Annotated in this window: 26 protein-coding genes and 1 riboswitch; of the genes, 9 read left to right on the top strand and 17 right to left on the bottom strand. The window is 66.5% G+C overall.

Features of this window, described 5'->3' with window-relative positions; genetic code table 11:
- Nucleotides 1-50 precede the first annotated feature (50 nt).
- Nucleotides 51-1,301, top strand: a complete 1,251-nt coding sequence (locus A5707_RS06240; RefSeq protein WP_232000644.1) for a metal-dependent hydrolase family protein — start codon at nucleotides 51-53, stop codon at nucleotides 1,299-1,301.
- Here the strand turns inward: A5707_RS06240 and A5707_RS06235 are convergent.
- Complete coding sequence (locus tag A5707_RS06235) at nucleotides 1,274-1,669, bottom strand: MerR family transcriptional regulator (protein WP_065013644.1); 396 nt, start codon at nucleotides 1,667-1,669, stop codon at nucleotides 1,274-1,276. The genes A5707_RS06240 and A5707_RS06235 overlap by 28 nt on opposite strands.
- A gap of 61 nt (nucleotides 1,670-1,730) precedes the next feature.
- On the opposite strand from A5707_RS06235, the gene A5707_RS06230 reads away from it, so the two are divergent.
- Nucleotides 1,731-2,183 (top strand): PPOX class F420-dependent oxidoreductase, encoded by a 453-nt coding sequence (locus A5707_RS06230; RefSeq protein ID WP_065013643.1) that lies wholly within the window; start codon nucleotides 1,731-1,733, stop codon nucleotides 2,181-2,183.
- 88 nt (nucleotides 2,184-2,271) lie between these two features.
- On the opposite strand, the gene dnaE is transcribed toward A5707_RS06230, so the two are convergent.
- The gene (gene dnaE / locus A5707_RS06225) at nucleotides 2,272-5,814 is read right to left on the bottom strand and encodes a DNA polymerase III subunit alpha (protein ID WP_065013642.1); all 3,543 of its coding nucleotides are present in this window, start codon (nucleotides 5,812-5,814) and stop codon (nucleotides 2,272-2,274) included.
- Between the two features lie 87 nt (nucleotides 5,815-5,901).
- Entirely contained in the window at nucleotides 5,902-6,333 is a 432-nt protein-coding gene (locus A5707_RS06220; RefSeq protein ID WP_065013641.1) for an SRPBCC family protein, read from the bottom strand.
- Between the two features lie 80 nt (nucleotides 6,334-6,413).
- Between A5707_RS06220 and A5707_RS06215 the strand changes: the two genes are divergently transcribed.
- Nucleotides 6,414-6,632: a dodecin family protein gene (locus tag A5707_RS06215; RefSeq protein ID WP_065013640.1), complete on the top strand. Its 219-nt coding sequence runs from the start codon at nucleotides 6,414-6,416 to the stop codon at nucleotides 6,630-6,632.
- A 12-nt stretch (nucleotides 6,633-6,644) separates the two neighbouring features.
- On the opposite strand, the gene A5707_RS06210 is transcribed toward A5707_RS06215, so the two are convergent.
- Together A5707_RS06210 and A5707_RS06205 are read right to left on the bottom strand one after the other, a co-directional pair.
- Nucleotides 6,645-7,436, bottom strand: coding sequence for an SDR family NAD(P)-dependent oxidoreductase (locus A5707_RS06210; RefSeq protein ID WP_065013653.1), 792 nt, complete (start codon nucleotides 7,434-7,436; stop codon nucleotides 6,645-6,647).
- Between the two features lie 6 nt (nucleotides 7,437-7,442).
- Nucleotides 7,443-8,459 carry an SDR family NAD(P)-dependent oxidoreductase gene (locus tag A5707_RS06205; RefSeq protein ID WP_065013639.1) on the bottom strand — a complete coding sequence of 339 codons (1,017 nt, stop codon included), beginning with the start codon at nucleotides 8,457-8,459 and terminating at the stop codon, nucleotides 7,443-7,445.
- Nucleotides 8,460-8,587: 128 nt separating this feature from the next.
- Here A5707_RS06205 and A5707_RS06200 point away from each other — a divergent pair, with 128 nt between their 5' ends.
- Both A5707_RS06200 and A5707_RS06195 read left to right on the top strand, forming a co-directional pair.
- Nucleotides 8,588-8,962 carry a group I truncated hemoglobin gene (locus tag A5707_RS06200; protein ID WP_065013638.1) on the top strand — a complete coding sequence of 125 codons (375 nt, stop codon included), beginning with the start codon at nucleotides 8,588-8,590 and terminating at the stop codon, nucleotides 8,960-8,962.
- Nucleotides 8,963-9,023: 61 nt separating this feature from the next.
- Complete coding sequence (locus A5707_RS06195) at nucleotides 9,024-9,782, top strand: class I SAM-dependent methyltransferase (protein ID WP_065013652.1); 759 nt, start codon at nucleotides 9,024-9,026, stop codon at nucleotides 9,780-9,782.
- On the opposite strand, the gene A5707_RS06190 is transcribed toward A5707_RS06195, so the two are convergent.
- A complete protein-coding gene (locus A5707_RS06190; RefSeq protein ID WP_065013651.1) occupies nucleotides 9,783-10,709 on the bottom strand; it encodes an RluA family pseudouridine synthase in 927 nt (308 codons plus the stop codon).
- Nucleotides 10,710-10,746: 37 nt separating this feature from the next.
- Entirely contained in the window at nucleotides 10,747-11,316 is a 570-nt protein-coding gene (gene lspA, locus A5707_RS06185) for a signal peptidase II (protein ID WP_082969286.1), read from the bottom strand.
- A gap of 92 nt (nucleotides 11,317-11,408) precedes the next feature.
- Here lspA and A5707_RS06180 point away from each other — a divergent pair, with 92 nt between their 5' ends.
- Complete coding sequence (locus tag A5707_RS06180) at nucleotides 11,409-12,317, top strand: asparaginase (protein ID WP_065013637.1); 909 nt, start codon at nucleotides 11,409-11,411, stop codon at nucleotides 12,315-12,317.
- Here A5707_RS06180 and A5707_RS06175 read toward each other — a convergent pair.
- Nucleotides 12,282-13,643, bottom strand: a complete 1,362-nt coding sequence (locus tag A5707_RS06175) for a DNA polymerase IV (protein WP_065013649.1) — start codon at nucleotides 13,641-13,643, stop codon at nucleotides 12,282-12,284. The genes A5707_RS06180 and A5707_RS06175 overlap by 36 nt on opposite strands.
- Nucleotides 13,644-13,692: 49 nt before the next feature.
- On the opposite strand from A5707_RS06175, the gene A5707_RS06170 reads away from it, so the two are divergent.
- Complete coding sequence (locus tag A5707_RS06170) at nucleotides 13,693-14,259, top strand: class I SAM-dependent methyltransferase (RefSeq protein WP_065013636.1); 567 nt, start codon at nucleotides 13,693-13,695, stop codon at nucleotides 14,257-14,259.
- 65 nt (nucleotides 14,260-14,324) lie between these two features.
- Here A5707_RS06170 and A5707_RS06165 read toward each other — a convergent pair whose 3' ends face one another.
- From A5707_RS06165 to A5707_RS06155, 3 genes are all read right to left on the bottom strand, one after another.
- Complete coding sequence (locus A5707_RS06165; RefSeq protein ID WP_082969284.1) at nucleotides 14,325-15,164, bottom strand: DUF559 domain-containing protein; 840 nt, start codon at nucleotides 15,162-15,164, stop codon at nucleotides 14,325-14,327.
- 77 nt (nucleotides 15,165-15,241) lie between these two features.
- Nucleotides 15,242-18,346, bottom strand: a complete 3,105-nt coding sequence (ileS, locus tag A5707_RS06160; protein ID WP_419866392.1) for an isoleucine--tRNA ligase — start codon at nucleotides 18,344-18,346, stop codon at nucleotides 15,242-15,244.
- Nucleotides 18,347-18,581: 235 nt separating this feature from the next.
- On the bottom strand, nucleotides 18,582-18,956 hold the full coding sequence (locus A5707_RS06155) for an amino acid-binding protein (RefSeq protein WP_065013633.1): 375 nt from the start codon (nucleotides 18,954-18,956) through the stop codon (nucleotides 18,582-18,584).
- A 128-nt stretch (nucleotides 18,957-19,084) separates the two neighbouring features.
- On the opposite strand from A5707_RS06155, the gene A5707_RS06150 reads away from it, so the two are divergent.
- On the top strand, nucleotides 19,085-19,846 hold the full coding sequence (locus A5707_RS06150; protein WP_065013632.1) for a lipase family protein: 762 nt from the start codon (nucleotides 19,085-19,087) through the stop codon (nucleotides 19,844-19,846).
- 55 nt (nucleotides 19,847-19,901) lie between these two features.
- Here the strand turns inward: A5707_RS06150 and A5707_RS06145 are convergent, their stop codons facing one another.
- The 5 genes from A5707_RS06145 to A5707_RS06125 all read right to left on the bottom strand — a co-directional run bounded on the left by A5707_RS06145 (nucleotide 19,902) and on the right by A5707_RS06125 (nucleotide 23,475).
- Complete coding sequence (locus tag A5707_RS06145; RefSeq protein ID WP_065013631.1) at nucleotides 19,902-20,123, bottom strand: Rv1535 family protein; 222 nt, start codon at nucleotides 20,121-20,123, stop codon at nucleotides 19,902-19,904.
- Nucleotides 20,124-20,383: 260 nt separating this feature from the next.
- A riboswitch (M-box (ykoK) riboswitch) is annotated at nucleotides 20,384-20,552 on the bottom strand.
- A 166-nt stretch (nucleotides 20,553-20,718) separates the two neighbouring features.
- Complete coding sequence (locus A5707_RS06140; protein ID WP_065013630.1) at nucleotides 20,719-21,846, bottom strand: NAD(P)H-dependent flavin oxidoreductase; 1,128 nt, start codon at nucleotides 21,844-21,846, stop codon at nucleotides 20,719-20,721.
- Nucleotides 21,847-21,925: 79 nt separating this feature from the next.
- Entirely contained in the window at nucleotides 21,926-22,513 is a 588-nt protein-coding gene (locus A5707_RS06135) for a carboxymuconolactone decarboxylase family protein (RefSeq protein WP_065013629.1), read from the bottom strand.
- Between the two features lie 50 nt (nucleotides 22,514-22,563).
- Nucleotides 22,564-23,028, bottom strand: coding sequence for a hemerythrin domain-containing protein (locus tag A5707_RS06130; protein WP_065013628.1), 465 nt, complete (start codon nucleotides 23,026-23,028; stop codon nucleotides 22,564-22,566).
- Between the two features lie 6 nt (nucleotides 23,029-23,034).
- Entirely contained in the window at nucleotides 23,035-23,475 is a 441-nt protein-coding gene (locus A5707_RS06125) for an OsmC family peroxiredoxin (protein ID WP_065013627.1), read from the bottom strand.
- A gap of 154 nt (nucleotides 23,476-23,629) precedes the next feature.
- Between A5707_RS06125 and A5707_RS06120 the strand changes: the two genes are divergently transcribed.
- Nucleotides 23,630-24,304: a methyltransferase family protein gene (locus tag A5707_RS06120; RefSeq protein ID WP_065013626.1), complete on the top strand. Its 675-nt coding sequence runs from the start codon at nucleotides 23,630-23,632 to the stop codon at nucleotides 24,302-24,304.
- A gap of 31 nt (nucleotides 24,305-24,335) precedes the next feature.
- Here A5707_RS06120 and A5707_RS06115 read toward each other — a convergent pair.
- Nucleotides 24,336-25,981, bottom strand: a 1,646-nt coding sequence (locus A5707_RS06115; protein WP_232000643.1) for a condensation domain-containing protein, incomplete at its 5' end; no start/stop codon positions are given.

Genomic DNA, 25,981 nt, shown 5'->3' with positions numbered 1-25,981 from the left:
AGGTCGTCGGGCAGCGCGCGGGGCCCAAAATCGACGTATGTTCTAGAGACATGGCCATAGCGACGACCTTGATCACCGGTGCGAACGTGTGGGACGGGGTGTCGGACGCGGCCGCGCCGCGGCACGTGCTGGTCGTCGACGGCCGCATCCACCGAATCGACGACACGATCGAGCCGCCGGCCGATGCGCGCGTGGTCGACCTGTCCGGGCACACGTTGACGCCGGGCTTCATGGACTGCCACACCCATGTGACGTTGACACCGCCGCTTGGCCCGGCCACGGCCGCCGATTCCAGCACCGCAAAGACGTTGAAGTCGCTGCCGGTGCTGCGGGCCCTGCTCCACAACGGCTTCACCACCGTGCGCGACCTGGGGTGCGGCGATCTCGACTATCCGACGGTCGACCTGCGCAACGCGGTAGCGGCCGGCATCATCGAGGGACCCCGCATGCTGGTGGCGCCGCACATGATTTCGGCGCGCGGCGGCCACGGCGATTTCAGCGGATTCCTCGCCGACGAATATCAAGGCTGTTCGCGGCCACTGGAATTGGCGGCGGCCGATGGCGCCGACGAGATCCGCACCCGTGTCAGACAGGAAATCCGCGCCGGCGCGGACTGGATCAAATTCGGTGCGACCGGGGGCTTCGCCTCGCCGTCCGACGACCCCGGCCACGCCACCTACAGCCAGGAGGAAATGGACATCCTGGTGGCCACCGCGGCCGACCTCGAAATCCCGGCCACTCCGCACAGCTACGGCGACGACGGCATTCAGCGCGCAGTCCGCGCCGGGGTGCGCAGCATCGAGCACGGCAACCTCGCCTCGGCCGACACCTTGCGGATGATGGAGGACGCCGGGGTGTTCATGGTGCCGACTCAGTACGCCATCGTGTCCGGTGCCCGACGCGACGAAAACGACCCGTTGCTTGCCGCCCTTCCCGAATACGCCCTACGCAAGTTCCGTAAATACCGCGGCCCGCTGCTGGATGCTGCCGACCGACTGGCTGCCAGCAACGTACGGATCGCGTTCGGCACGGACGCCGGCATGTTTCCGCATCAGGAGAACTGGCGGGAGTTCCCGATGATGGTGTCGACCGGCATTTCGCCGTTGCGCGCCCTGCGGGCAGCTACCAGCGTTGCGGCCGAACTGCTGCAACTCGACGACCTCGGGGTGATCGCCGAGGGCAAGATCGCCGACCTGATTGCCATGCCCGGCGACCCGTTCGCCGACATCGAAGTCACCGGTCAGGTCGACTTCGTCATGAAAAATGGTGTGATTCACAAGCATTCGGGTAAGGAGCGGTGAATCCCGCAGGTGCAGGCGTCGATCGACGGACAAGTGCAGCGTATACCCCATTCGATGACTGCTCGCGCTCGGACGAGCGAGGCCAGCTGGGCGTCGATCTCGGCGAGTTTCGCTTGGGCAAGGGCCCGGCTTACCGGCCGCCCCGGCGCGTCGTCGGCGAATAGCAGCTGGATCTCCTCGAGCGCGAATCCGGCGGACTTGCAGAGCCGGATCACCTCGAGTCGGGCCAGCACCGCGTCGTCGTAGCGACGCTGACCGCCGACTCGGGCCGGCGCCGGCAGCAGCCCGATCTGCTCGTAGTAGCGCAACGTCGTCGCCGCAATGCCGGCGTGGCGTGCCACGGCTCCGATCGTCAGTGCTGCGGCCATCGGCTCTCCTCGACATTCCAGGCTTGACTTAGAGTTAACTCTAGGCTGTTGACTCGGTGGCATGCCTACCCAATGCCTCGATGAACTGCGCACCACCCGTTATGCGATGCTGCGGTCGTTTCGCCGCGACGGGACGCCCGTCGACACTCCGATCTGGTTCGGGTTCGACGGACCGGCCGTGGTGTTTCGCACCAAAATCGGTCCCAAGACCCGCCGGCTGGCGGCCCACCCGGAGGTGGAGCTCACCGCCTGCGACTACCGGGGCCGAGTGCGCCCAGGTGCGCCGACGCTCGTCGGCCACGCCACGATCCTGTCGGACGCCGACGCCGATGCCGGCAATCGTGTGTTGCATGAGCGGTACGGCTGGCAGTGGAACGTCGTGCCGTTGATCAAGGTGCCGGGTGTCACCAACGTGCATCGAGATCTGGGTGTCCGCGAGAAGCTACGACGCACTCGTCACCGCTCGGTCTGGCCCGACAGCGTCATCGTCCGGGTCGAGCTGTCTCATGCCTGATCCCGTCCGACTCGATCCGCGAGCGTGAAACCCTTGCGAAAAAATCGCGCAAAACTCGCAACAGTTTCACGGTCGGCGCCACAAGGTCTTAGCCGCCCAGGCAGCCGGGGCCCAGCAGTGCCTTGAGGTCGCCCATCAGCGCGGGCGAGGGCGTCACCCGCAGCGAGGTGTCCAACTCCAGCGTGGTGATCCGATCCCCGCTGATCAGCCGCAGGTGCACCTGCGACGTGCCGGGGTGGCGGGCCAGCACCTGTTTGAGCGCGCTGACCTTGTCGATGGTGCACTGGCGGGTGGGCAGGCTGACCGCCAGCGGCCGGTCGATCTGCGCGCCGGAAAAGTCGGGCACGACAAGCTCGTTGGCGATCAGGCACACCCGGTCGTCGGAGATCTTCACTCGCGCACCGACGAGGACCACGGCGTCGTCGACGATGTCGGCGCCGTAGGCGGTGTAGGTGTGCGGGAAAAACATCACCTCGATACCACCGGTCAGGTCTTCCACTTGTGCTGATGCCCAGGGCATCCCGTTTTTGTTGACCCGGCGGTTGACTGAGGCCAGAATGCCGCCCACCCGCACCGACGTGTCGTTGGGCACGTCGCCGTCGAGGATGGCCGGTATGGGCGTATCCACTTGGGTGGCCAGCAGATGCGCGATCCCATTGAGCGGGTGCCCGGACACATACAGGCCGAGCATTTCCCGCTCCAGCGCCAACTTGTGCTTGTCTTCCCACTCCTCGGTGGGCACCTTGATCGCGAACACCGCTTCGGCGGCGGTATCGCTGCCGCCGAACAAGTCGAACTGGCCCATCGCCTCGGCCTTTTTGGTGCCCAGCACCGAGTCCACCGCGTCGGTGTGCACCAGGAACAACCCCTTACGCGGGTGGCCCAGTGAGTCGAAGGCACCGGCTTTGATCAGCGACTCGGTGACTTTCTTGTTGCAGGCGGCGATGTCGACCTTGTTGAGATAGTCGGAGAAGTCGGTGAACTTGCCCTTCTCGGTACGGGTGTTCAACAGCGACGCAACCACATTGGCGCCGACGTTGCGCACCGCACCCAGTCCGTACCGGATGTCGGTGCCGACCGAGGCGAAGTTGAGCCCCGACTCGTTGACGTCGGGAGGCAGCACGGTGATGCCGAGCTTGCGGCAGTCGGCCAGATAGACCGCTGCTTTGTCCTTGTCGTCACCGACCGAGGTGAGCAGCCCGGCCATGTATTCGGCGGGATAGTTGGCTTTGAGGTAGGCGGTCCAGTACGACACCATGCCGTACCCGGCGGCGTGCGACTTGTTGAACGCGTAGTCGGCGAACGGCAGGATGGTATCCCACAGCGCCTTGATCGCGGCGCCCGAGAAGCCGTTGGCCTTCATCCCTTCGGAGAAGCCCTCGAATTCCTTTTCCAGCACTTCGCGTTTCTTTTTGCCCATCGCCTTGCGCAAAATGTCGGCTCGGGCCAACGAATAACCGGCCACCTTTTGAGCGATGCGCATGATCTGCTCTTGGTAGACGATCAAACCGTAAGTCTCGGCGAGGATCTCGCGCAGCGGCTCCTCGAGTTCGGGGTGGATGGGTTTGATGGCCTGCCGGTTGTTTTTGCGGTCGGCGTAGTCGTTGTGGGCGTTCATGCCCATTGGGCCCGGGCGGTACAGCGCGATGACGGCGACGACGTCTTCGAACCCGGTGGGCTGCATGCGGCGCAGCAGATCGCGCATCGGCCCGCCGTCGAGCTGGAACACACCCAACGTCTCCCCGCGGCCCAGCAGCTCATAGGTGGCCGGGTCGTCGAGCGGCAGCGACTCGAGGTCGACGTCGATTCCCCTGTTGGCCTTGATGTTCTGGATTGCGTCGCCGATGATCGTCAGGTTGCGCAGCCCGAGGAAGTCCATCTTCAGCAGGCCGATCGCCTCACACGACGGGTAGTCCCAACCGGTGATGATCGCGCCGTCCTGCGGCCGCTTCCACAGCGGAATCGCCTCGGTCAGTGGCTCGCTGCTCATGATGACCGCGCAGGCGTGCACGCCGGCGTTGCGGATCAACCCTTCCAGGCCACGAGCGGTCTGGTAGATGGTCCGCACATCGGGGTCGGTGTCGATCAGGCCGCGGACCTCGGCGGCCTCCTTGTAGCGCTCGTGGTTCGGGTCGGTGATGCCGGACAGCGGAATGTCTTTGGCCATGATCGCCGGTGGCAGCGCCTTGGTGATCCGGTCGGCGATCGCGAAGCCGGGCTGCCCATAGTGGATGCGCGCCGAATCCTTAAGTGCGGCTTTGGTTTTGATGGTGCCGAAGGTGATGACCTGCGCGACCCGGTCGTGGCCCCACTTGTCGGCGGCGTAGCGCACCATTTCACCGCGGCGGCGGTCGTCGAAGTCGATGTCGATGTCGGGCATCGAGGTGCGTTCCGGGTTGAGGAATCGCTCGAACAGCAAACCGTGCGGGATCGGGTCGATGTCGGTGATGCCCAGCGCGTAGGAGACCAGCGAGCCGGCCGCCGAGCCGCGGCCGGGCCCGACCCGGATGTCGACCGAGCGGGCATAGTTGATCAGGTCGGCCACGATCAGGAAGTAGGACGGAAATCCCTTGCCGCAGATGACCTCGATCTCGTAGGCGGCGCGCTCGGAGTAGCCGGCCGGGACGCCGCCGGGAAACCGTCGCCGCAGGCCGTCATCCACCTCGTGCCGTAACCAGGACGCCTGGTCGTGGCCGTCGGGCACCGGGAACACCGGCATCCGGTCGCGCGGAGCCCACACGTCGGCATAAGAGCTGACCCGCTCGGCGATCAGCAGCGTGGCATCGCACGCGCCGGGAAGCTCGTGATCCCAGATCGCCCGCATCTCGGCGGCCGACTTGAGGTAGTAGCCGTCGCCGTCGAACTTGAACCGGTTGGGATCCGACAACGTCTTGCCGGTCTGCACGCACAGCAGCGCCTCGTGGTTGTGCGCGGCGTCGCGGGTGACGTAGTGGCAGTCGTTGGTGGCCAGCGCCGGAATGTTCAGTGTGCGGCCGATCTCCAGCAGCCCGTCGCGGACCCGGCGCTCGATGTCCAGGCCGTGGTCCATCACTTCCAGGAAGTAGTTGTCGGCGCCGAAGATCTCCCGCCACTTGGCCGCCGACTCCAGCGCTTCGCGGCGCTGCCCGAGCCGCAGCCTGGTCTGTACCTCCCCCGACGGGCAGCCGGTGGTGGCGATGATGCCGGCGGCGTGCTCGGCGACCAGCTCGGCATCCATCCGCGACCATTTGCCGAGTTGCCCTTCGAAGGAGGCCAACGAGGACAGCTTGAACAGGTTGCGCAGGCCGGTGGCGTTCTCGGCGACCATGGTCAGGTGGGTGTAGGACCCGGATCCCGACACGTCGTCGCTTTTCTGCCCGGGGTCACCCCACAGGATCCGGCGGGTGTCAAAACGTGAACCGGGCGCCACGTAAGCCTCGACACCGATGATCGGCTTGATGCCGGCTTTCGTGGCGGCGTTGTAGAACTCGCTGGCGCCGAACATGTTTCCGTGGTCGGTCATCCCGATCGCCGACATCTCCAGCCGCTGCGCCTCGGCCAGCATCGGCGCGATCTTCGCAGCACCGTCCAACATCGAGTACTCGGTGTGGTTATGCAGGTGCACGAAGGACCGCGAAAATGAACCGCTCATAGGGACGCCAGTCTATGACCGCCCACCGACGTCTTCCCGGCGTGTCGCGAAGCGTGTCTGCGCGGCGTCTGTGCCGGGCGGCGGCAGCTAGGCGTAGCGGTCGACGAAACGCTTCAACGACTGCTCGACGTCACCTTTGACGGCGCGAGCCGCGGCCGAACCCAACGGCCCGAACAATGCCCGTCCGCCCAGTTCGAGGCGTAGACCGAGTTCTGAGCCGTCGCCTGTGGGGCGCACCGTGAGCGTGACGCCGTATTTCGTGCCGCCTTTGCCCGATCCGGACAGTGCGAGCTCATTCGGCGGGTTCCACGTGGTCACCGTCCACGTCACCCGGTTGCGCATCCCCTTGGCACGCGCCACGCCCTCGATCTTGGTCCCTGCCGTCAACGTGTCGGGCACCTCGCCGCGCCACCCCTCGTGCATCACCAACCACTCCCCCAGCTCAGACAGGTCCGAAACATGGTTCCAGGTGTCTTGCGGAGTGATCGGCACGTCGGCGGTCATGTCGACAGCAGCCATTGCAAAAGCCTAGCCGTCACCTTCGCGGCGTAATCGAGGTTCCTCGGACAGGTCCGCCCGGTCTCCTCTAGCTTGAGGGCATGAGCGTATACCGGGTCACCGACCTTATCGGGACGAGCACGGTGTCGTGGGAGGACGCCGCGGCGCAAGCAGTGCGACGGGCGCAGGAGACCATCGACGACATCCGGGTCGCCGAGGTCGTTGAGCAGGATTTGGCCTTGGACGCGACGGGCGGCATCACCTACCGCACGAAGCTTCGGCTCTCGTTCAAGATCAGGCCGCGAGGGTCTACCGCCTAGCGGCGATATTGCCTAGCCGCGCAGTTGCCGCACGATCCGCAGCGCAGGCAGCAGCACGCTGCGCGGCGCGAACCGGCCGCCCATGCTGGCGACCTTGGGCACGATGCCCGGCACGACGCTGCGCTTACCTTCGAGCATCCCGACGATCGCCTCTTCGGCGACCTCACGCGGTGAGACCTGCGCGATGCGGACATTCACGTGCTCGGCATCGGCGATCTGGGCCCACTCGGTGGGCACCGGCCCCGGACACAACACCGTGCAGGAGACCCCGGTTCCGTGCAGCCCCTCGTGGACCGCTTCGGAGAAGGTTTGGACAAAGGCCTTGGTGGCCGAGTACACCGCCATGCCCGGCAGCGGCTGAAACGCCGCGATCGAGGCGATGTTGAGCACCGCACCGGCGCCGCGCTGGACCATCCCGGGCAGCGCCGCGTGGGTCAGTTCCATCAGCGCCAGCGCGTTGAGCGTGATCTGTTCGCTTTCCCGCTCGACCGGCAAGGTGTGAAAGGCGCCGCTGGTGCCGAAGCCGGCGCTGTTGCACAAGCCGGCAATCGGTGTGTTGGCGATGTGCTCGGCCAGCGATACCCGGCTTTCGCCGTCGGCCAGGTCGAGAGGCATGACGTCAACACCGACCGAACGTTGGTCGCGCAGCTCGTCGGCGAGCTCGTCGAGACGGTCACGACGGCGCGCGACCAGCAGCAGCGGGTAGCCGCGCCGGGCCAGGCCGCGGGCCAACTCGGTTCCGATACCGGAGGAGGCACCGGTGACGACGACGGTGGCCTGGTTGTCGGGTTTGGGCAGACTCATGATCACTCACCAATGAATTCCGCGGGTCGCTCGTACGAACGTCTCGCTGTGCTTATCGAATTTGCTTGCATCGTCTGGGGTTTCGCTGCCCTGGGCGGCCGCGGAGTCGTCGAACATACTGAACGCGCGGTTGCGGACCAGGTCCATCACCAGCGGGCTGACGGCGTCGGCGACGGCGGCCAACTGGCCGAACGGTGAGCTGACCCGGCGGGGTCGGTGCACGATCGCGTCGGCGAGCACCCCAGCCGCCTGATCCGGTGTCAGCGTCGGGAATTTGTCATACATCGTGGTCGGGCTGATCATCGGGGTGCGGACCAGCGCCATGTGCACCGTGGTGAACCGAACGTCGTCGTTGACCGTTTCGGCTTGCAACGCGTCGCACAGCGTGTCGAGCGCGGCCTTGCTGGCGATGTAGGCGCCGAAGCGCGGTGCGCGGGTCTGCACGCCCGCCGACGACACGTTGATGATCTGACCGAAACCGCGCTCCCGCATCCCCGGGATGAACTTGAGGATCAGTTGCACCGCGCCGAGGTAGTTCAACTGCATGGTGCGCTGGTAGTCGTGAATCCGGTCGTAGGACAGCTCAAGTGAGCGCCGAATGGAGCGCCCCGCGTTGTTGACGAGGATGTCGACTCCGCCGAGATCGGCCAGCACCTGATCGGCCATCGCGGCGATGGCGTCCATGTCGGACAGGTCGCATGGGTACACGTGGGCGGTGCCGCCCGCGGCGCGGATGTCGTCGGCGACTTTCTCCAGCTTCTCCGGGGTGCGGGCCACGAGCACCACCTCGCCTCCGGCGCGGGCGATTTTGTTGGCGGCGGCTTCCCCGATGCCCGACGATCCGCCGGTGATCAGGCTGATCCTGCCGTCCACGGCGTCACGCAGGGAGCGGCCCTCGACCGCCTCGAGCAGGTTGCGCAGATAGAACGGGCGGTAGCGGCCGGCTGAGTTCGGGGTGTTGACGATGTTGGACACCGCGGCCACTGGCTTTGCTACGAGGTTGGTGAGGTCACCGAGATTCATGGGTCGAGTCTGCTACACCGCCATCGCGGGTTTCGGTGATTCGTGGGCAATCGGGTTGTTACGTCAGGCAATCGCCCCGTGACGGCGGCCTAACGGCTGTGCAACCCATTGATGGTCGGCTAATCGGTATGGAATCGCTCTACGACAGAATCGGCGGCTACGAGGCGCTCGAAGTGGTTGTCGAGGACTTCTATGCGCGTGTGCTTGCCGACAGTGAGCTCGCGGTCTTCTTCGCGGGAACGAATATGAATCGGCTGAAAGGCAAGCAAGCCGCCTTCCTGGCCGCCGCGCTCGGCGGTCCCGAGCCCTACTCCGGCGCGTCGATGAAGCAGGTGCATCAGGGTCGAGGAATCACCCTGCACCACTTCAACCTGGTGGCAGGACACTTGTGTGATGCGCTGGCGGCGGCCGGAGTGCCCGCCGAGACGATCAGCGAGATCGTTGCCCGGCTCACCCCGCTGGCCGGCGATATCGCCTCGGACGTCGAGGCTGTCCGGATCTGAGTTCGGCCGTCCTTTCATACCGGGATGGCGATTGCGACCCGACCTGACCGACAATGCCTGCATGCCGCGCACGTTCGACGAGCTGGTGGCCGAAGCCGCCGCAGCCCCCGTAGACGGGTGGGATTTCTCCTGGCTGGACGGGCGCGCGACCGAGCAGCGGCCGTCGTGGGGATATCAGCGGCTGATGAGCCGGCGGCTGGCGGACGTGTCAGCTGCGCTGGATCTGCAGACCGGCGGCGGCGAGGTGTTGTCCGGCGCCGACAAGTTTCCGCCGACGATGGCCGCTACCGAGTCGTGGCCGCCGAACCGGGCTCGCGCCGCCAAGCTGTTGCATCCGCGCGGTGTGGTGGTCGTCGCGACCAGCGACGAGCCGGTGTTGCCGTTCGCCGACGAGGCGTTCGATCTGGTGACCAGCCGCCACCCGATCACGTTGTGGTGGAGCGAGATTCATCGGGTGCTGCGGCCGGGCGGCACTTACTTCGCCCAGCACGTCGGGCCGGCCACCATGGTCGAGCTGATCGAGTTTTTCCTCGGGCCGAAGCCGGCGGTGGGAGCCGAACGGGACCCGGCCGTCGAGCGGGCGCAGGCAAGCGCCGCCGGTCTGGACGTTCTGGAGATGCGGATGGAGCGACTGCGCGCGGAGTTCTTCGACGTCGGCGCGGTCATCTACTTTCTGCGCAAGGTGATTTGGACGGTGCCTGACTTCAGCGTCGACCGCTACCGGGATCGGCTGCGTGAATTGCATGACCGCATCGAGGTCCAGGGCCCGTTCGTGGCCCACTCCACCCGGACCCTGGTCGAGGCCCGCAAGCCGACCTAATCACCCGTCGGCCCGAAGCACATCCAACGCATGTTGCAGGTCCGGCGGATAGGGGCTGACGATTTCCAGCTGCCGACCGTCGCCCGGATGGGTGAACGACAGCGCTCGGGCGTGCAGCCATTGTCGTTCCAGGCCAAGCCTTTTCGCCAGCTTCGGGTTGGCGCCGTAGGTCAAGTCCCCGCAGCACGGGTGGTGCAGGGCCGCGAAGTGCACCCGAATCTGGTGGGTGCGACCGGTTTCCAGGTGGACGTCGAGCAGGCTCGCCGCCACAAACGCTTCCAGCGTGTCGTAGTGGGTGAGGCTGTGGCGGCCGTTGGCGGTGACCGCGAACTTCCAGTCGTGGCTGCGGTGCCGACCGATCGGCGCGTCGATGGTGCCGCTGGAGGGATCCGGATGTCCCTGCACCAGCGCGTGATAGCGCTTGTCGACCGTGCGCTGCTTGAACGCGCGCTTGAGCGCGGTGTAGGCGCGATCGGAGAGCGCCACCACCATCACGCCCGAGGTGCCGACGTCGAGGCGATGCACGATGCCCTGCCGCTCATGGATGCCCGACGTGGTGATCCGGTACCCGGCGGCGGCCAGCCCGCCCAGAACCGTCGGCCCGCTCCAGCCCACCGACGCGTGCGCTGCCACTCCCGCCGGTTTGTCGACGGCGACGATGTCCTCGTCGGAGTACAGCACCGTCATGCCCTCGATGTCGACCGGCGTGTTCTCCAGCGGTGCGGGCGCCTCGGGCAGCCGGACGTGCAACAAGGCGCCAGCGGCCAGCCGATCGGATTTGCCCGCCGGTACGCCGTCCAGCTCGACGTCGCCGTCTTCGGCCAGCGCCGCGGCGGCGGTTCGCGACAACCCCAGCAGGCGTGCCAGCCCCGCGTCCACCCGCATGCCCGCCAATCCCTCGGGGACGGGCATCGACCGGTCGGTCACAAAGCGCCGCTCGTCCGCATCGCTTCGCTCTGCATCGTCACTGGCGCGCATCCGGCTTACGGCGGCCCACGGTGTCGAAGTCGAAGCCGAACACCGACAGCGCGACCAGCAGGATCGCCCCGCCCACCACCGACGGGTCGGCCACGTTGAACACCGGCCACCAGCCGATCGACAAGAAGTCCACGACGTGGCCGCGCAGCGGGCCCGGTGAACGGAAGAACCGGTCGACCAGGTTGCCCATCGCGCCGCCGAGGATCATGCCCAGCCCGACGGCCCACCACGGCGACACCAGCCGCCGTCCCATCCAGAAAATGCCGACCACCACGCCGGTGGCGACCAGCGTCAACAGCCAGGTGTAGCCGGTTGCCATCGAGAACGCGGCCCCGGAATTGCGCACCAATGTCCAGGTGACGGTGTCGTCGATGATCGGCACCGGCTGACCGGGGGTCAGCAGTTTGACCGCGATCACCTTGGTGATGACGTCCAGCGCCAGCACGACCGCCGCGACCGAAAGCAGCAGGCGCAGCCGTCGCGGCGGCGCGGGAGCTTCGGTGTCTCCCGCCGTCGTGACCGGCTCAACCGATCGTGTTGATTCTTCAGTGCACAAACGCCGCTCCTCTCCCCGGCAAGCGGGAGGTACCTCCACATCGCTGTTGTGCTCTGCATCGTCGCTGGCGGTCACACCCCTATCATCCCAGCATGGGCCGCCTCACCGTCATCGCCACCGGCGGCACGATCGCCACCAGCACCGATGCCGACGGCGTGCGACGGCCAACCCGCGGCGGCGCGGAGCTGACCGCCGGCCTCGACGTGGACGTCGTCGACGTGCTGGCGCTGGACAGCTCGCAGCTCACGCCGGCCGACTGGGATGTGATCGGCGCAGCGGTGCGGGCGGCCGCCGATCACGGCGCCGCGGGGGTCGTCGTCACCCATGGCACCGACACGCTCGAGGAAACGGCGCTGTGGCTGGACCTGACGTATGGCGGTCCGGTCCCGGTCGTTCTCACCGGCGCGATGCGCAGCGCCGATGCGCCCGATGCCGACGGCCCGGCCAATCTGCGCGACGCGCTGTCAGTAGCGGCCAGCTCTGCTGCCCGCGACCTGGGGGCGCTGGTGTGTTTCGGCGGGCGGGTGCTGCAGCCGTGGGGTCTGTACAAGATGGCGACGGGCTTCACCGGGGCGGTGCTGGGCACCGTCGACGGCGGGATCACCGAGCCGAAGACCCGGCCCTATCTGGGTGAGCTGAGCGCCGCGGCGGCGCCGCGGGTCGACATCGTCGCGGTGTATCCGGGCAGCGACGCGGTGGCACTGGATGCCTGCGTGGCCGCAGGTGCACGCGGCGTGGTGCTCCAGGCGTTGGGATCGGGTAACGCCGGCGCAGCGGTGATCGACGGGGTGCGCCGGCACTGCGCCGACGGCGTGGTGGTTGCCGTGTCCACCCGCGTCGCCGGCGGCCGGGTCAGCCCGGGCTACGGCCCCGGCCGCGACTTGGTCGACGCCGGCGCGGTGATGGTGCCGCGGCTGCCGCCCAGCCAGGTCCGGGTGCTGGTGATGGCGGCGTTGGCCGCACAGCTACCGGTGCACGACGTCGTTGGCCGCTGGAGCTGATTCAACCAGCGCCGCAACGTAATCCGGCCACTCGAGGCTGTCGACGGGATTGGCGGGCGTCAGTTCGTCGGTGTCGAGGGGAAACGTGCGCGCCGGGCCAGGACCGGTGCTGCGGGTTTCGAACCGCACCGTGACCACGCCGTGGCCGGCGCCCTGTACCCAGCCGTGCCCGAAATCGCGGTGGGTGACGTCGTCGCCGATCCGCCACGTCGCCGCGTCCGGCGCCGTCGGCGCGTCTGCGGCGTGATCGGCCTCCGAGGTTTCCGCCGACACCTCCAGGCCGGGAAACAGCGATTCCTGGCGCACGTCGGACAGACCCGAAAACCCAACGCCGAGTAGACGAATCGGGCCGACCTGATGCGGGTCCAGCAGCAGGCGGCGAGCCACCGCGGCCAGCGCGGCCGCATCGGCGGTGGCATAGGGCAACGTCGCCGAACGGGTCAGGGTGCTCATGTCGGATTTCTTCAGCTTCACCGTAACCGTGCGCGCGCCGCGGCCGTCGCGGGACAGCCGCTGATGGGCGTGCTCGGCGATCGGGCCGACCGCGTCGCGCAACTCGTCGAGCGTGGTCAAGTCGGCCGGGAAAGTGGATTCGGCGCTGATCTGCTTGGCTTCGGCGCGTTCAGCGACTGGGCGGTCGTCGATGCCGCAGGCCAGCCGATGTAAAGCGGGCCCGATCGTGGCGCCCAAGATGCTGGCCACTTCGGGCTGGCTCAGCGCGGCCAGCTGACCGATTGTTTCGATGCCGAGTCGGTGCAGCTTCTCTTCGGCGACCGGGCCTATCCCCCACAGCCTGCGCACGGGAAGCCCGCCCAGCAGTGCCGTCTCCTCGGCGCGCCGGACCACCCGAATCCCGTCAGGTTTGGCCAGGCCCGAGGCGATCTTGGCGATCTGCTTGCCCGAACCGGCTCCGACGGACGCGATCAGCCCGGTCTCGTCGCGCACCCGTCGACGCAGGTCTTCGCAGTAGGCCTCGACGTCGGCGGCTGAGGCGCCGGCGAGTTCGGACGGCTCGGCGAATGCCTCGTCGAAGGAGAGCTGCTCGACGACGGGCACCGCGTTGCGGACGGTCTCGAACACCCGCCTGCTGGCCACCCCGTACACCACCCCGCGCGGCGGCAGCACCACCGCCTGGATGCCGACGAGTCGACGGGCCTGATGCATCGGCATCGCCGAACGCGCACCGAAAACCCGTGACTCGTAGCTGGCGCCGGCCACCACGCCGCGGCCCCCCAGCCCGCCGACCAGCACCGGGCGGCCGCGCAGGGTCGGTCGCGTGAGCTGTTCGACGGACGCGAAGAACGCGTCCATGTCGAGGTGCAGCACCCAGCGGGAGTCCACAGCCATCGATGCTATTGCGCTAGCGTCTGAATCCATGGCCATGAATCTGTGTCACCGGTTGTGTTGTAGTTCGAACCGCTACTTCAAGGCGGTCGAGGACGGGCTGCTGCCGTGGGTGCTCGGCGACGTCGATCTAGGCGACAACGTGCTGGAGATCGGGCCGGGTTACGGCGCCAACATCCGGGTGCTGATCGACAAGACCCCGCACTACACCGCCGTCGAAATCGATCCGCCGATGGCGCAGCGGCTGCAAGGGCGGTACGGCGGGCGGGCGCGGATCATCAACGGCGATGGCACGGACACAGGGCTGCCGTCCGACGAGTTCAGCGCGGTGGTGTGCTTCACGATGCTGCACCATGTGCCGACACCGGCATTGCAAGACCAATTGTTCGCTGAGGCGTTTCGGGTGCTGCGGCCCGGCGGCGTGTTCGCCGGTAGTGACAGCGCGGCGTCAACCCTGTTCTCGATTCTGCATTTCCGCGACACCTGCAACCCGGTGTCGCCGGACACTCTGCCAGACCGGTTGCGCCGTATCGGGTTTACGGATATCGACGTGGATGCTAATCGCCGTCGACTCCGCTGGCGCGCGTTTGCCCCCTAGCCGCGAAAGTGCAACTACCGACGCATATCGCGAGTAAGCCCGTCGGTAGTTGCACTTTCGCGGTTCTAAACTGAGCACCCGGCGGCACGCAGCGCGTCGCGGACGCGGCCTACGACGATGTGCGGTCGGTAGCGCAGTAGCTGTGCACTCACCCGGATAAGGATCCACCCCCGACGCTGCAGCTCAACGGTGCGGTCGATGTCGTTGGCGCGAATGCTCGGGTCGGTCCAATGTTGGGGGCCGTCGTATTCCACGCCGACAAGCCACTGCTCCCAACCCATGTCGATGCGGTAGCTGCCAACCTCGATCTGGGTTTGCGGGCGCGGTAGACCCGCGCGGATGAGCAGCAGCCTGGTCCGCGTCTCTTGCGGCGATTCGGCACCTGCGTCGACCAAGGGAAGCACCCGTCGCAGCTGCTTCATGCCGCGAGCGCCTCGGTGGGCGTCGATCAGTGGCAGAACGTCGTCGACCGTGACCCCGGTGGCCCGCATCAGCGAGTCAATGCGGATGACCGCGGTTTCGAAGCCGCGCCGCCGGCCCAGGTCGAATGCGGTGCGGGCAGGTGAGGTGACCGGCACAGCGCCGGCTGTCGTAGTCTCGCCGGCCAACAGCGTCTCATTACGGGTAATAATCAACGGTGGCGGACGTTTGCGATCGGTGATGAGCTCAGCGGGCGCATGCGGGTCAACCCACTTGGCGCCGAGAAGCGCGGCCGCTGAGTTGCCCGCGACGACGGCTTCCTTCGCCGACCAGAGCCACGCGGCGACTGCCCGGTCTTTCGCGGTGAACTCAGCGCCGCGGCGCTGGTAGACGTTGCGATAGATGCGCGTGCATGAGCGCCGCAGCTCACGCTCGGTCAATGTGCCGGCGCGGAGCGCTTCAGTGCCGACGAACGGTGCTTCCAAGACCCACCCCTGTCCGCGAGAGTGCAACCACCGACGGGCCCACCCGGAAAATGCGTCGGCAGTTGCACTTTCGCGGCTCAGAGTTTAGAGATACTCACGCGAACCCCGTCACCGATTTCCACAGCCTTGACCGGCTCGCCGAACTGAAAGCTGGTGGCCAGGATTTCGCCGGCGATCAGCTCCGAGTGGGTGCGGGCCCAGTCGGCCCGCTCGGCAGGCACCGCCATCACCACGCTGATGCGGTCAGAGACGTCCAGGCCGGTTGACTTGCGTAGCTCCTGCAGTTCGCGGATGCGGTCTTTGGCCCAGCCTTCGCTTTCTAGTTCGGGGGTGACCGTGCCGTCCAGCACGACCAGGCCGGCGCCGTCGGGCAGCGCGGCGGTGTATTCGGGGTCGGCGGCCACCAGCCGCGAGCTGTACTCCTCGGGCTGCAGCACCGCCGGGCCGGCGGTCAGCGTGCCGTCGTCGTTGACGACGCCCTCGCCGGCTTTCACCGCTTTGATCGCCGCTTGCACATCCTTGCCCAGCCGCGGCCCGGCCACCCGGGCATTGACGGTGAGCTCGAATCGCCCGTAGCGGGCGATGTCCGCGGTGAGCTCGACGTTTTTCACGTTGAGCTCGTCGGCGATCAGGTCGGTGAACGGCGCCAGCCGCTGCGGGTCCTCCACGGCCACAGTGAGTTTCGGCAGCGGCAGCCGCACCCGTAGCTGTTTGGCCTTGCGCAGCGACGACGCGGCCGAGCACACCTCGCGGACCAAATCCATCGCGGCAACCAGGTCGGCGTCGGCGGGCACCTCGTCGGGAGCCGGCCAGTCCGTCAGGTGCACCGAGCGTTCGCCGGTGACATTGCGCCAGATGACTTCGGTGGTCAGCGGCAGCAGCGGCGCGGCCAGCCGCGCGGTCACTTCCAGCACGGTGTGCAGGGTGTCGATGGCGTCGGCGTCCTCCTCCCAGAACCGCTGGCGGGACCGTCGCACATACCAGTTGGTCAGGGCCTCGGTGAACTGGCGCAGCTGCTCGCAGGCGCCGGAGATGTCGCAGACGTCCATCTCGGCGGTCAGGTCCTCGCGCAGCGCCGCCAGCTTGGCCAGGATGTAGCGGTCCAGCACATGGGTCGAATTCGTGCGCCAGCTACCGACTTTCGGCGCGTAGAGCGCCAGGAAGCTGTAGGCGTTCGTCAGCGGCAGCATGACCTGGCGCACGCCCTCGCGGATCCCGGGTTCGGTGACGATCAGGTTGCCGCCGCGCAGGATCGGCGACGCCATCAAAAACCACCGCATCGCATCGGAGCCGTCGCGGTCGAACACCTCGGACACATCGGGATAGTTGCGCAGCGACTTGCTCATCTTCTGCCCGTCTGAGCCCAACACGATCCCGTGTGCCACACAGGTTTTGAACGCGGGTCGGTCGAACAGCGCAGTGGCCAGCACGTGCAGGGTGTAGAACCAGCCGCGGGTCTGCCCGATGTATTCGACGATGAAGTCACCCGGATAGTGGGTCTGGAACCAGTCCGCGTTCTCGAACGGGTAATGCACTTGGGCATACGGCATCGACCCGGAATCGAACCACACGTCGAACACGTCGGGGATGCGCCGCATCGTCGACCGCCCGCTGGGGTCGTCCGGATTGGGCCGGGTCAGCTCGTCGATGTAGGGGCGGTGCAGGTTATCCGGGCGCACCCCGAAGTCGCGTGCCAGCTCGTCGAGGCTGCCGTAGACGTCGACGCGCGGATAGGCCGGGTCATCGGAGGTCCACACCGGAATCGGCGTGCCCCAGTAGCGGTTTCGGGAGATCGACCAGTCGCGGGCTCCTTGCAGCCACTTGCCGAACTGGCCGTCCTTGACGTGCTCGGGATACCAGGTGATCTGCTGGTTGAGTTCGACCATGCGATCCCGGAATTCGGTCACGCGGATGAACCACGACGACACCGCTCGGTAGATCAACGGGTTTCGGCAGCGCCAGCAGTGCGGGTAGGGGTGCTCGTAGGTTTCGTGGCGAATCAGCACCGCGCAGTTAGCCGCTGCGGCGCCGGTTCCGTTCTTCAGGTCGCGGATAATGTGCGGGTTGGCGTCGAACACGTGCTGCCCCTGGTAATCCGGGACAGTGACATCGAAGCGGCCCTTGGCGTCGACGGGCGTCACCGGCACGATGCCGGCCAAGGCCGTGGTGTCCATGTCGTCTTCGCCGTAGGCCGGGGCCAAGTGCACGATCCCGGTGCCGTCGTCGGTGGTCACGAACTGCCCGGCCAGCACCTGAAACGCGTTGGGCGACTCCATGAAGAACGGGAACGGCGGGACATACCGCAGACCCAGCAGGTCGGCTCCGCGGTAGCGGGCCAGCACTTCGGGCTCGTCGCCGAATTCGCGCGCGTAAGCGGCCAGCCGGGCCTCGGCCACCACCACCCGGCGGTCACCGACCCGCACCTGGACGTAGCTGACGTCGGGGTTGACCGCGACGGCCAGGTTGGACGGCAGTGTCCACGGGGTCGTCGTCCACACCAGCAGGTAAGCGCCGGCCAGGTCACCGTCGGGCACCCGGAATCCGACCGTGAGCGCCGGATCTTGGCGGCTTTGGTAGATGTCGTCGTCCATCCGCAACTCGTGGTTGGACAGCGGCGTCTCGTCGCGCCAGCAGTACGGCAACACCCGGTAGCCCTCATAGGCTAAGCCCTTGTCCCACAACTGCTTGAACGCCCAGATGACCGATTCCATGTAGGACAGATCCAGCGTCTTGTAGTCGTGGTCGAAATCGACCCAGCGGGCCTGGCGGGTCACGTAGGCCTGCCACTCGTCGGTGTAACGCAACACCGATTCGCGGCAGGCCTCGTTGAACGCGGCGATGCCCATCGCGTCGATCTGCGATTTGTCGGTGATACCGAGCTGTCGCTCGACCTCGAGTTCGGCCGGCAGGCCGTGGGTGTCCCAGCCGAATCGGCGCTCCACCTTGTATCCGCGCATCGTGCGATACCGAGGAACGATGTCTTTGACATAGCCGGTGAGCAGATGCCCGTAGTGCGGCAGACCGTTGGCGAACGGCGGGCCGTCGTAAAACACATATTCTTCGGCGTCGGCGCGGCGGGCGATGCTGGCACGGAACGTGTCGTCGTGGTCCCAATAATCCAGGACCTCGAGCTCTGATGCCGGGAAGTCGGGCGCGCCGCCGGCCGGCTTCGGATAGGTCAAAGCGTCGTCTCCCTGTGCCACGTCTCTGGCCGGGGACGACAAACGCGCCGGTAGGCGCGAGCGCCGCGGTACCACCCCGCTTGCCGCGCCGAAGCGCGACCGCTCTATGACGGCTGTGACGGGCCTACCCGTTCGGTTCTACTGGGCCTGAAGGGGCTGTTCTTCCGAAGGCTCCCCGGTGATGGCCGGATCGACGCCGCTGGGTCGATTGTACGGGGCGGAGGCAAATCCAAACTCAGCCCAGCGCCGCCCTCGCGTCGGCGAAATTGTCGGCGCGCAGCACCAGGCGGGTGTTGGTCGCAAGGTAGACGGTTTCCAGGTTGACCTGCGCGGCGCCCAGCTTGTGCACGGCCTCGCCGAGCGCGCCGGGCCGATCCTCCACGTCGAGCACGATCACCTCTTGCTCTTCGGCGATTTGAATGCCGGCGTCCTGCAGCGCTTCGAATGCCGAGGTGGCGTCGTGGACCAGGATATGAACCTTGGCCTGCCCGCCCCCGCTGGTGACGGCGCACAGACCGGCGATGTTGACGCCGGCCTGGCCAAGCACGTCGCCGACTTGGGCCAACTCGCCTGGGTCGTCGTCGAGATAGAGCATCAGATCGGTGGCCATGGCGCGCTCCCTTCGGACCGGCTCGGGTAGCTCAACGCTACTGCGGATGCCGACGCCGGTGGAAGCGAGCAATGGGCCGTCGCCGTCAAACGTCCACGAAATCGGGGCGGCCGTTTTTAGACTGCGGTGTGGCTTTCGACGCGTCGTTTGCTCGCGACGTGGTTCTGCCGCTGGCGACGGCGGCCTACACGGTGATGGATGGCAGCGCCCCGGCACTGCCGTCGGGATTCGTGCAGACCTCGCTGATCGAGGCCAGCGGGGTGGTGCTGGCCGCGATGGTCAACCCGCATCCCGCCGTGACGGCAATGACCAAGGACACCAACATTTTCGGGTTGATGGGCCACGACGCCACCAGCCGCACCGCGTTCTTGTCGTTTCGCGGTACCTCAGACGTCGCGGATTGGGTGGCCGATCTCGACGCCGTCCCCGAGAACTATCGACCGCTGGCCGGGTTCGGCCAGGTGCACGACGGCTTCCAGGATGTCTACGAGACCATTCGCACCAGCATCGCCGCGGATCTGGCCGCCGCGACCGCTGGCTGCGATCAGATCCTGCTGACCGGTCACAGCCTCGGCGCGGCGCTGGCCGTGCTCGCGGCGCCCGACATTTTCAAGAACATGCCGCCCAACACCATCGAACCGCGACTCATCACGTTCGCCGGGCCGCGAGTCGGCCTGCCCGACTTCGCCTCAGCGTTCAACGCCGCTATTGAAAGCTGCTTTCGGGTGGTCAACTTCCTCGACATCGTGCCGCACGTACCGCCGTCGCCGTACGTGCACGTCGGCAGCCAAATTATGGTCGACAGCGGCGGTCCGATCGACATCGGCTGGCGTCACAGCCTGGCCGCCTACCGCGACGGGCTGAACACGCTCATTGCGGCTCAGACATGAGGCGCTCCCGGGACCGAGGCGGGACACCTCAGTGCCGGGAGCGACGACAACGTTCTTACGAGCTGATCTCCAGCACGCCGGCCCGCCACAGCGCAGCGTAGAGCTGCCGCAGCGGAATCGACAGCAGCCGGGCCGCCCCGTCGACCAGCGGGTCACCGGCGAATAAGCGATCGGACTGCTTGGAGACGTGCTTGGGCGTCGCCGTCGGCTGGGGCACCACCCTCAGCTTCGGGGTCTGCGGTGCCGTTACCACTTCGTCGTAGAGTGCAGCGGTCATGGTCGCCTCCTAGCGGGGAAAGTCAAACGGGAACAACAGGATTCGGATGTCCCGTCCGAAACGGCGCCTTGAGGCAAACGCGCTAGCTCAGCTGAGCGCGGCGTGCCGGAGGCCGGATCGGGACGAAACAAAGCCCGGATATCGGTCCGGACTATCACTGGAACTCATGCGTCCCTCACCTCCTCGCGGCCGTCTGGCGTGCGGCTGTCCGCACGGTTTGCGCGCAAGCAGGAGTACAGAACCCGATGACTCTCGGGAAACCCGCACCCCACTCGTCAGAGCTTCGGCACTACACGGCGTATCCGGAATCCGGAAGCCACTTGGGCTCAACCCTTAAGCCGGGAGGAGCTGTCCTGACCCTGGGCGTCTCTCGACGTTCGGGGTCAGTGGCCTATATCCATGTAGACGCCTCGCCTAACGAGGTGCTTACCCAACCGATGATGCATGATGAGCTCGGTCGGGTCAATTCAAACACACCTGTGAATTCGCTGAACCACCGCTGAATGCCATGAGCTGCGGTTATGCCGTGGCCTGTGAGGAAACGTGGGCATCCCGCAGCCTCAGCGGCGACGGCGGGCTCGGTTAGCGGCCGGACTCACCGATCGACCAGGTCGTCGAGATGCCCGACGGCGTCGATGAACTCCGACACCATCTCGAGCACCACCGACCGCGCCGGCTTCACCTTGTCAAGCGATCCGACTACCTGCCCGACGAAGTAGGTCGCCAGCTCGCGTGCCTTGGCGTCAGCGTGGCCGGCGGCCTGGTTGATGCGCAGCTGCGGGTCGGCGACCAACGCGCTTTGCAGCGGCATGCCCAGCGGCGACGGACTCTCCGGCCGCTCCCACTCGTCGGTCCACGCCGTGCGCAGCATGCGCGCGGGTTTGCCCGTCAGCGAGCGTGAGCGCACCGTGTCCGACGACGATGCAGCCAGGAACTTGTCCTTGACCGCTGGCAGTGTCTCGGCTTCCTCAGTGGTCAGCCACACCGATCCGCACCACACGCCCTCAGCGCCCAGGGCCAGCGCCGCGGCGACCTGGCGGCCGCGGGCAATCCCGCCGGCGGCCAAGACGGGCAGCGGCGCAACGGCGTCGACGATTTCGGGGACCAGCACCATTGTCGCCACTTCTCCGGTGTGTCCCCCGGCCTCGGTGCCTTGGGCGACAATCAGGTCCACCCCAGCGGCCGCGTGCCGCAGCGCGTGCTGCGTCGTGCCTGCCAGCGCGGCTACCAGCACGTCGTTGTCGTGGGCGCGGGCGACCAGATCCGCCGGCGGTGGGCCGAGTGCGCTGGCGATCAGGCGGATGTCGTGGTCGAAGGCCACATCCAGCAGCGGCTGATAGCCCTTCGGCGACACGTTCAGCCCGGCGGTGGGCCGCGGTTTCGGTTGGTCGCTGGCCGCCGCGATGCCGTAGCGGCCCAGCAGGTCGTCGAGAAACGCGCGGTGCTCCTCCGGCAGCAGCTCTGTCACCTGCGCCGCGTCGATGCCACCGGATTCGGCGCCGACGTACTTGGGCGGCAACAGCAGATCGACGCCGTAGGGTTTGCCACCGGTTTGCTGTTCGATCCAGCTGAGTTCGCTGTCCAGCCGTTGCGGGCTGTGCGCGACGGCGCCGAGAACGCCGAAGCCGCCGGCGTTGGTCACCGCGGCCACCACGTCGCGGCAATGGCTGAATGCGCAGATCGGAAACTCGACGCCGAGCATCTCGGCGGCTCTGGTTTGCACGGCGACGACGCTACGAGTCATTGATTGACGTGTCAATCGGTCTGCAAGCTGACCCGAATGGCCAGTTATCGCACAGCTTTTAGTCGGATGCGTGTCCTAACTGGCCACTCGGCGCGCGCCCGTCGGGCGGCCAGCCCAAAACGCCGTCCTCCAACGGGACTCGCAGGCTGTGCAGGATCGACGCAACCATCCGCCACGCGCCGATGGCCGTGACCAACTCGATGAGCACTGCGCGATCGGCGAATTCGCTTTCACACGCCGCCCAACTGTTGGCACTCACCGCGCCGTCGCGTACGACGTCGTCGGTGGCCGCCAGCACCGCCCGTTCGGCGGCGCCGAACCCGTTGTGGGACTGCCAATCACGTACGCCCAGCAGATCATCGGCGGAAACGCCGAGGCCTTGTGCCACCCGCCAATGTTGGGTCCACTCGTACTCGGAAGCGGTGAGCCAGCCGATACGCATGATCACCAATTCACGCAGCCGCGAGTCCAGAGCGCCGTGCCACAGCATGGTCGCCAACAGGTCATTGAGTGCGCGCGCCAGGCTCGGATGGTTGAGCAGCATCTGAAAGATGTTGAGCTCGGCCATGTAGTCGGGTACACCGGCTTCATCAGCGGCGGCCTTGGCTTCGACGACGGGCAACAGCGGCAGGCGGGGTTCGGTCATTGGCGCTGCTCCATACCCGCACAGTATGGAGCCGCCTACGGCTGGGTCAATCAGGCAGCGGTCTGACAGACCCAGCCGGCCGGCGTGCTACCGCTTTCGATGAACCGGGCTAGCTCCTCGGCGGTGTGGGCAGGCAGGCCGGTGTCGGCGTGCGGGTAGATGACCGGTTCTTCCTTGGAGTTGTGCTGCTCGAGTTGGTTCAGCAGCGTACGGCAGGCTGCCGCCAACCCCTCGCTGTCGGTTCCCGCGGTCAGCAGATCGGTCAGCTCGTCCATCGTGCGCCACAGCTCGCCATGTTCGCGCAGCATCACGAAGATCGGCATTACCATGCCGGCTTCGCGGAGCGGCGGAAACAGGAACACCTCTTCGAGATAGATGTGTCTCCGCAGCGCTTCCAACGCCGCGACCAAGGGTTCGGGTTGCACGCCACCGCCGTCCAATGCTTCGACGAATGCGGCGATGCCAGCGTCGATTTCGTGGTGTTCGCGTTCCAGCGCTGCTGCCAGTTCGGGCACGGTGGCCTACTCGAGTTCGACGTCGACGCTGATCTTGGCGCCGGCAAACAACCGCGACACCGGACACAACGCGGCGGCGTCGTCGACGATGGTCGCGAACGCGCCGGCATCCAAGCCGGGCACCCGACCGCGCACCGTGAGCCGGGACGTGGTGATCGTGGGGAGGCCGTCCACCTCGTCGAGTGTCACGGTGGATTCGACGTTGAGTCGCTCCGGTGGGGTCTTGTTCTCGCCCAACTTCAGCGCCAACGCCATCGCAAAGCACGACGAGTGCGCGGCGGCGGCCAACTCCTCGGGACTGGTCTTCCCGCCCGGCTGCTCGGTACGCGCCGCCCAGGACACCGCCAGGCCGTCGAGCGCCCCGCTGCTCCCCTCCACAAGGACACCGCCGCCGCGTGCCAGTGGGCCTTCCCATGTCGTCGTCGTAGATCGTTCGGCAATGCTCATCGGCACCTACTCCTCTAGAACGCTTTTTTACAACCGCGACTTGTGTAAACAGTAGTGCACCCTGTCGGCGATGAGAAGGGGCTGATTGGCGCTGTGCGGCGCAGGCGATGTGCGCTGTTAGCATGCGGTACCGGTCGGACCGTAAGGCGGATGCGTGAAAAACATTGCTCAAGTGCTGCTCTTCGGACTTGCTGAACTTCTGGTGTTCGGTTTGGTGCTGTTTTCGGCGGCCGGCACGGTCAACTACTGGCAGGCATGGGTTTTTCTGGCGCTGTTCGTGCTATGGACATGGGTGCCCAGCGTTTACCTGCTGCGGACGAATCCCGATGCGCACCAGCGGCGTCGGCGCGCGGGGCCCACAGCCGAGAGTCGAACGGCGCAGAAGATCGTGATCGGCGGGTGGTATTTGTCGCTGGCGGCAATGGTCGTGGTGAGCCCGCTTGACCACCGCTTCGGCTGGTCGTCGGTACCAACCGCACTGTGCTTGGTCGGTGATGTGCTGGTGTCGGTTGGACTGGGTCTGACGGTAATGGTGGTCATTCAAAATAGCTACGCGGCCTCAACTGTGCGGGTGGAGGACGGTCAGCAGCTCATTTCCACTGGGCTGTACGGGCTGGTGCGCCACCCCATGTACACCGGCAACGTGATCACGATGGTCGGCTTTCCCCTTGCGCTCGGCTCCTACTGGGGGCTGGTGTTCGTGATACCGGGCGTGATCGTGTTGATCCTGCGCATCCGCGACGAAGAAAAGCTGCTCCGGGAAGAATTGGCCGGATACCTCGAGTACACGCAGAAGGCGCGTTATCGCCTGGTCCCACTGATGTGGTAAGCGTAGCTGAACATATTGGGAGCCAACGTCTTTAAGTTGCCGGACGATCTTTCACCGAGTCGACGTCGGTGTCCAACTGCGCGCTGAGGCTTCGGACCGACGGCGCCTCGAATAGGGCGGGCACCGCAAGGCGGGTATCGAGTGCGGCGTTGATCGCTGCGATTGCCCGCATCGCGGCCAGCGAGTCCCCGCCCAGATCGAAGAATGACTCGTCGACTCCGACCCGGTCTAGTTCCAGCACTTGGGCGTAGATGCCGGCCACGATCTGTTCGACCAAGGTCGCGGGGGCGTGATACTCACCGTTGGTGTCGTGAGCGTTCGATACCGACGCCGTGGTAGCCGAAGGGGTCGACAGCACCCGGGTGCTCCACCCGTCCAGCCCGGCGTGCTCGGTACCCTCCAGCAGATCCAACGACGACAACGGCCGCGTCGGATGGGCAGTCATGGCCACCAGCACCTGCTCGAACCGCTCGACCAGCGCTTCGATGTTGTCCAAATCGAAGACGTCGGTGTCGAATTGGACGCGAAGGCTCAGTTCCGTGCCGGGCCCGGCCTGGACGGTCAGCGGGTAGTGGTAGTAGTCGCGGCTGGTGAAGCCGGTGATGGACAGCCCGTCGACGCCCGGCGCCGCGCCGGTGTCGGTCGGGTAGTTCTCGTAGACGAACACGGTGTCAAACAGCTGTTCTTGACCGGTGATCCGGTGAATGTCGCTGAGTGGCACATGCTGGTGTTCGAGCGTCTCGTTGTGGGCGTTTTGCAGTTGGTCGAGCAGGTCTGCGGTGGAGGCTGCCGACGCGATGTGCGCCCGCACCGGAACCGTGTTGATCAACAGGCCGACCATCGATTCCGCGCCGACCACCTCCGGTGGCCGCCCCGAGACGACGGTGCCGAAGGCCACATCATGCTTGCCGGTCAGCGAGGACAGCAGCAGCGCCCAGGCGCCCTGCAGCACGATGTTGACGGTGGTGTGTTGCGAGCGGGCCAGTTTGGTCAGGGCGCGAGTGGTCTTCGCCGACAGCCGGAAGGATTCAACGCTTCGCCGGCGCAGCCCTAACTTGTGCGGCGGACCGACCAGGATGGGACTGTCAAAGTCGGTGAACACCTCGCGCCACGCCGCATGGGCGGCAACGCGATCCCGTTGGGCCAGCCAGGTCATGAAGCTGCGATACGGCGAGGCCGCGGGCAGCCGCTGCTGGTGGTAGCCGGCGAAGATCTCGTGCATCAAGATGGGCATCGACCAGCCGTCGAGCACGATGTGGTGATTGGTCAGGACAAACCGGTGCCGGTCCGGTGCGGTGCGAATCAACACCACCCGGAAGGCCGGCTGGACGAGCAGGTCGCAGACCGCGGCGCGTTCGGCGGCGCAGATCTGCTCGATCGGCTCGTCGGTATCGCCGGCGTCCAAATCGACATACCGCCAGGGCGCCACCGGATCTGCGGGAATGACTTGCACCGGTTGGTCGAACTGCGGGCAGAACCGGGCGACGAGCTGGGGATGCCGGTTGACCACCGCCTGCACGGCATCGCGCAGCCGGTGCTGGTCGAGCGGGCCGCTCAACGCCAGATCCAGTTGCACCGCATACACGTCGTCACCGGAGCCCTGCGCGATGCTGGCGTGGTAAAGCAGTCCTTGCTGCAGCGGGGTCAGCGGCAACACGTCGGCGACGCGGTAGTGGC

The sequence above is a fragment of the Mycobacterium kyorinense genome, assembly GCF_001672775.1.
Lineage (GTDB): Bacteria > Actinomycetota > Actinomycetes > Mycobacteriales > Mycobacteriaceae > Mycobacterium > Mycobacterium kyorinense_A.
The sequence above is the reverse complement of the archived record's forward strand: the minus strand, read 5'-3'. Positions and strand labels throughout refer to the sequence as shown.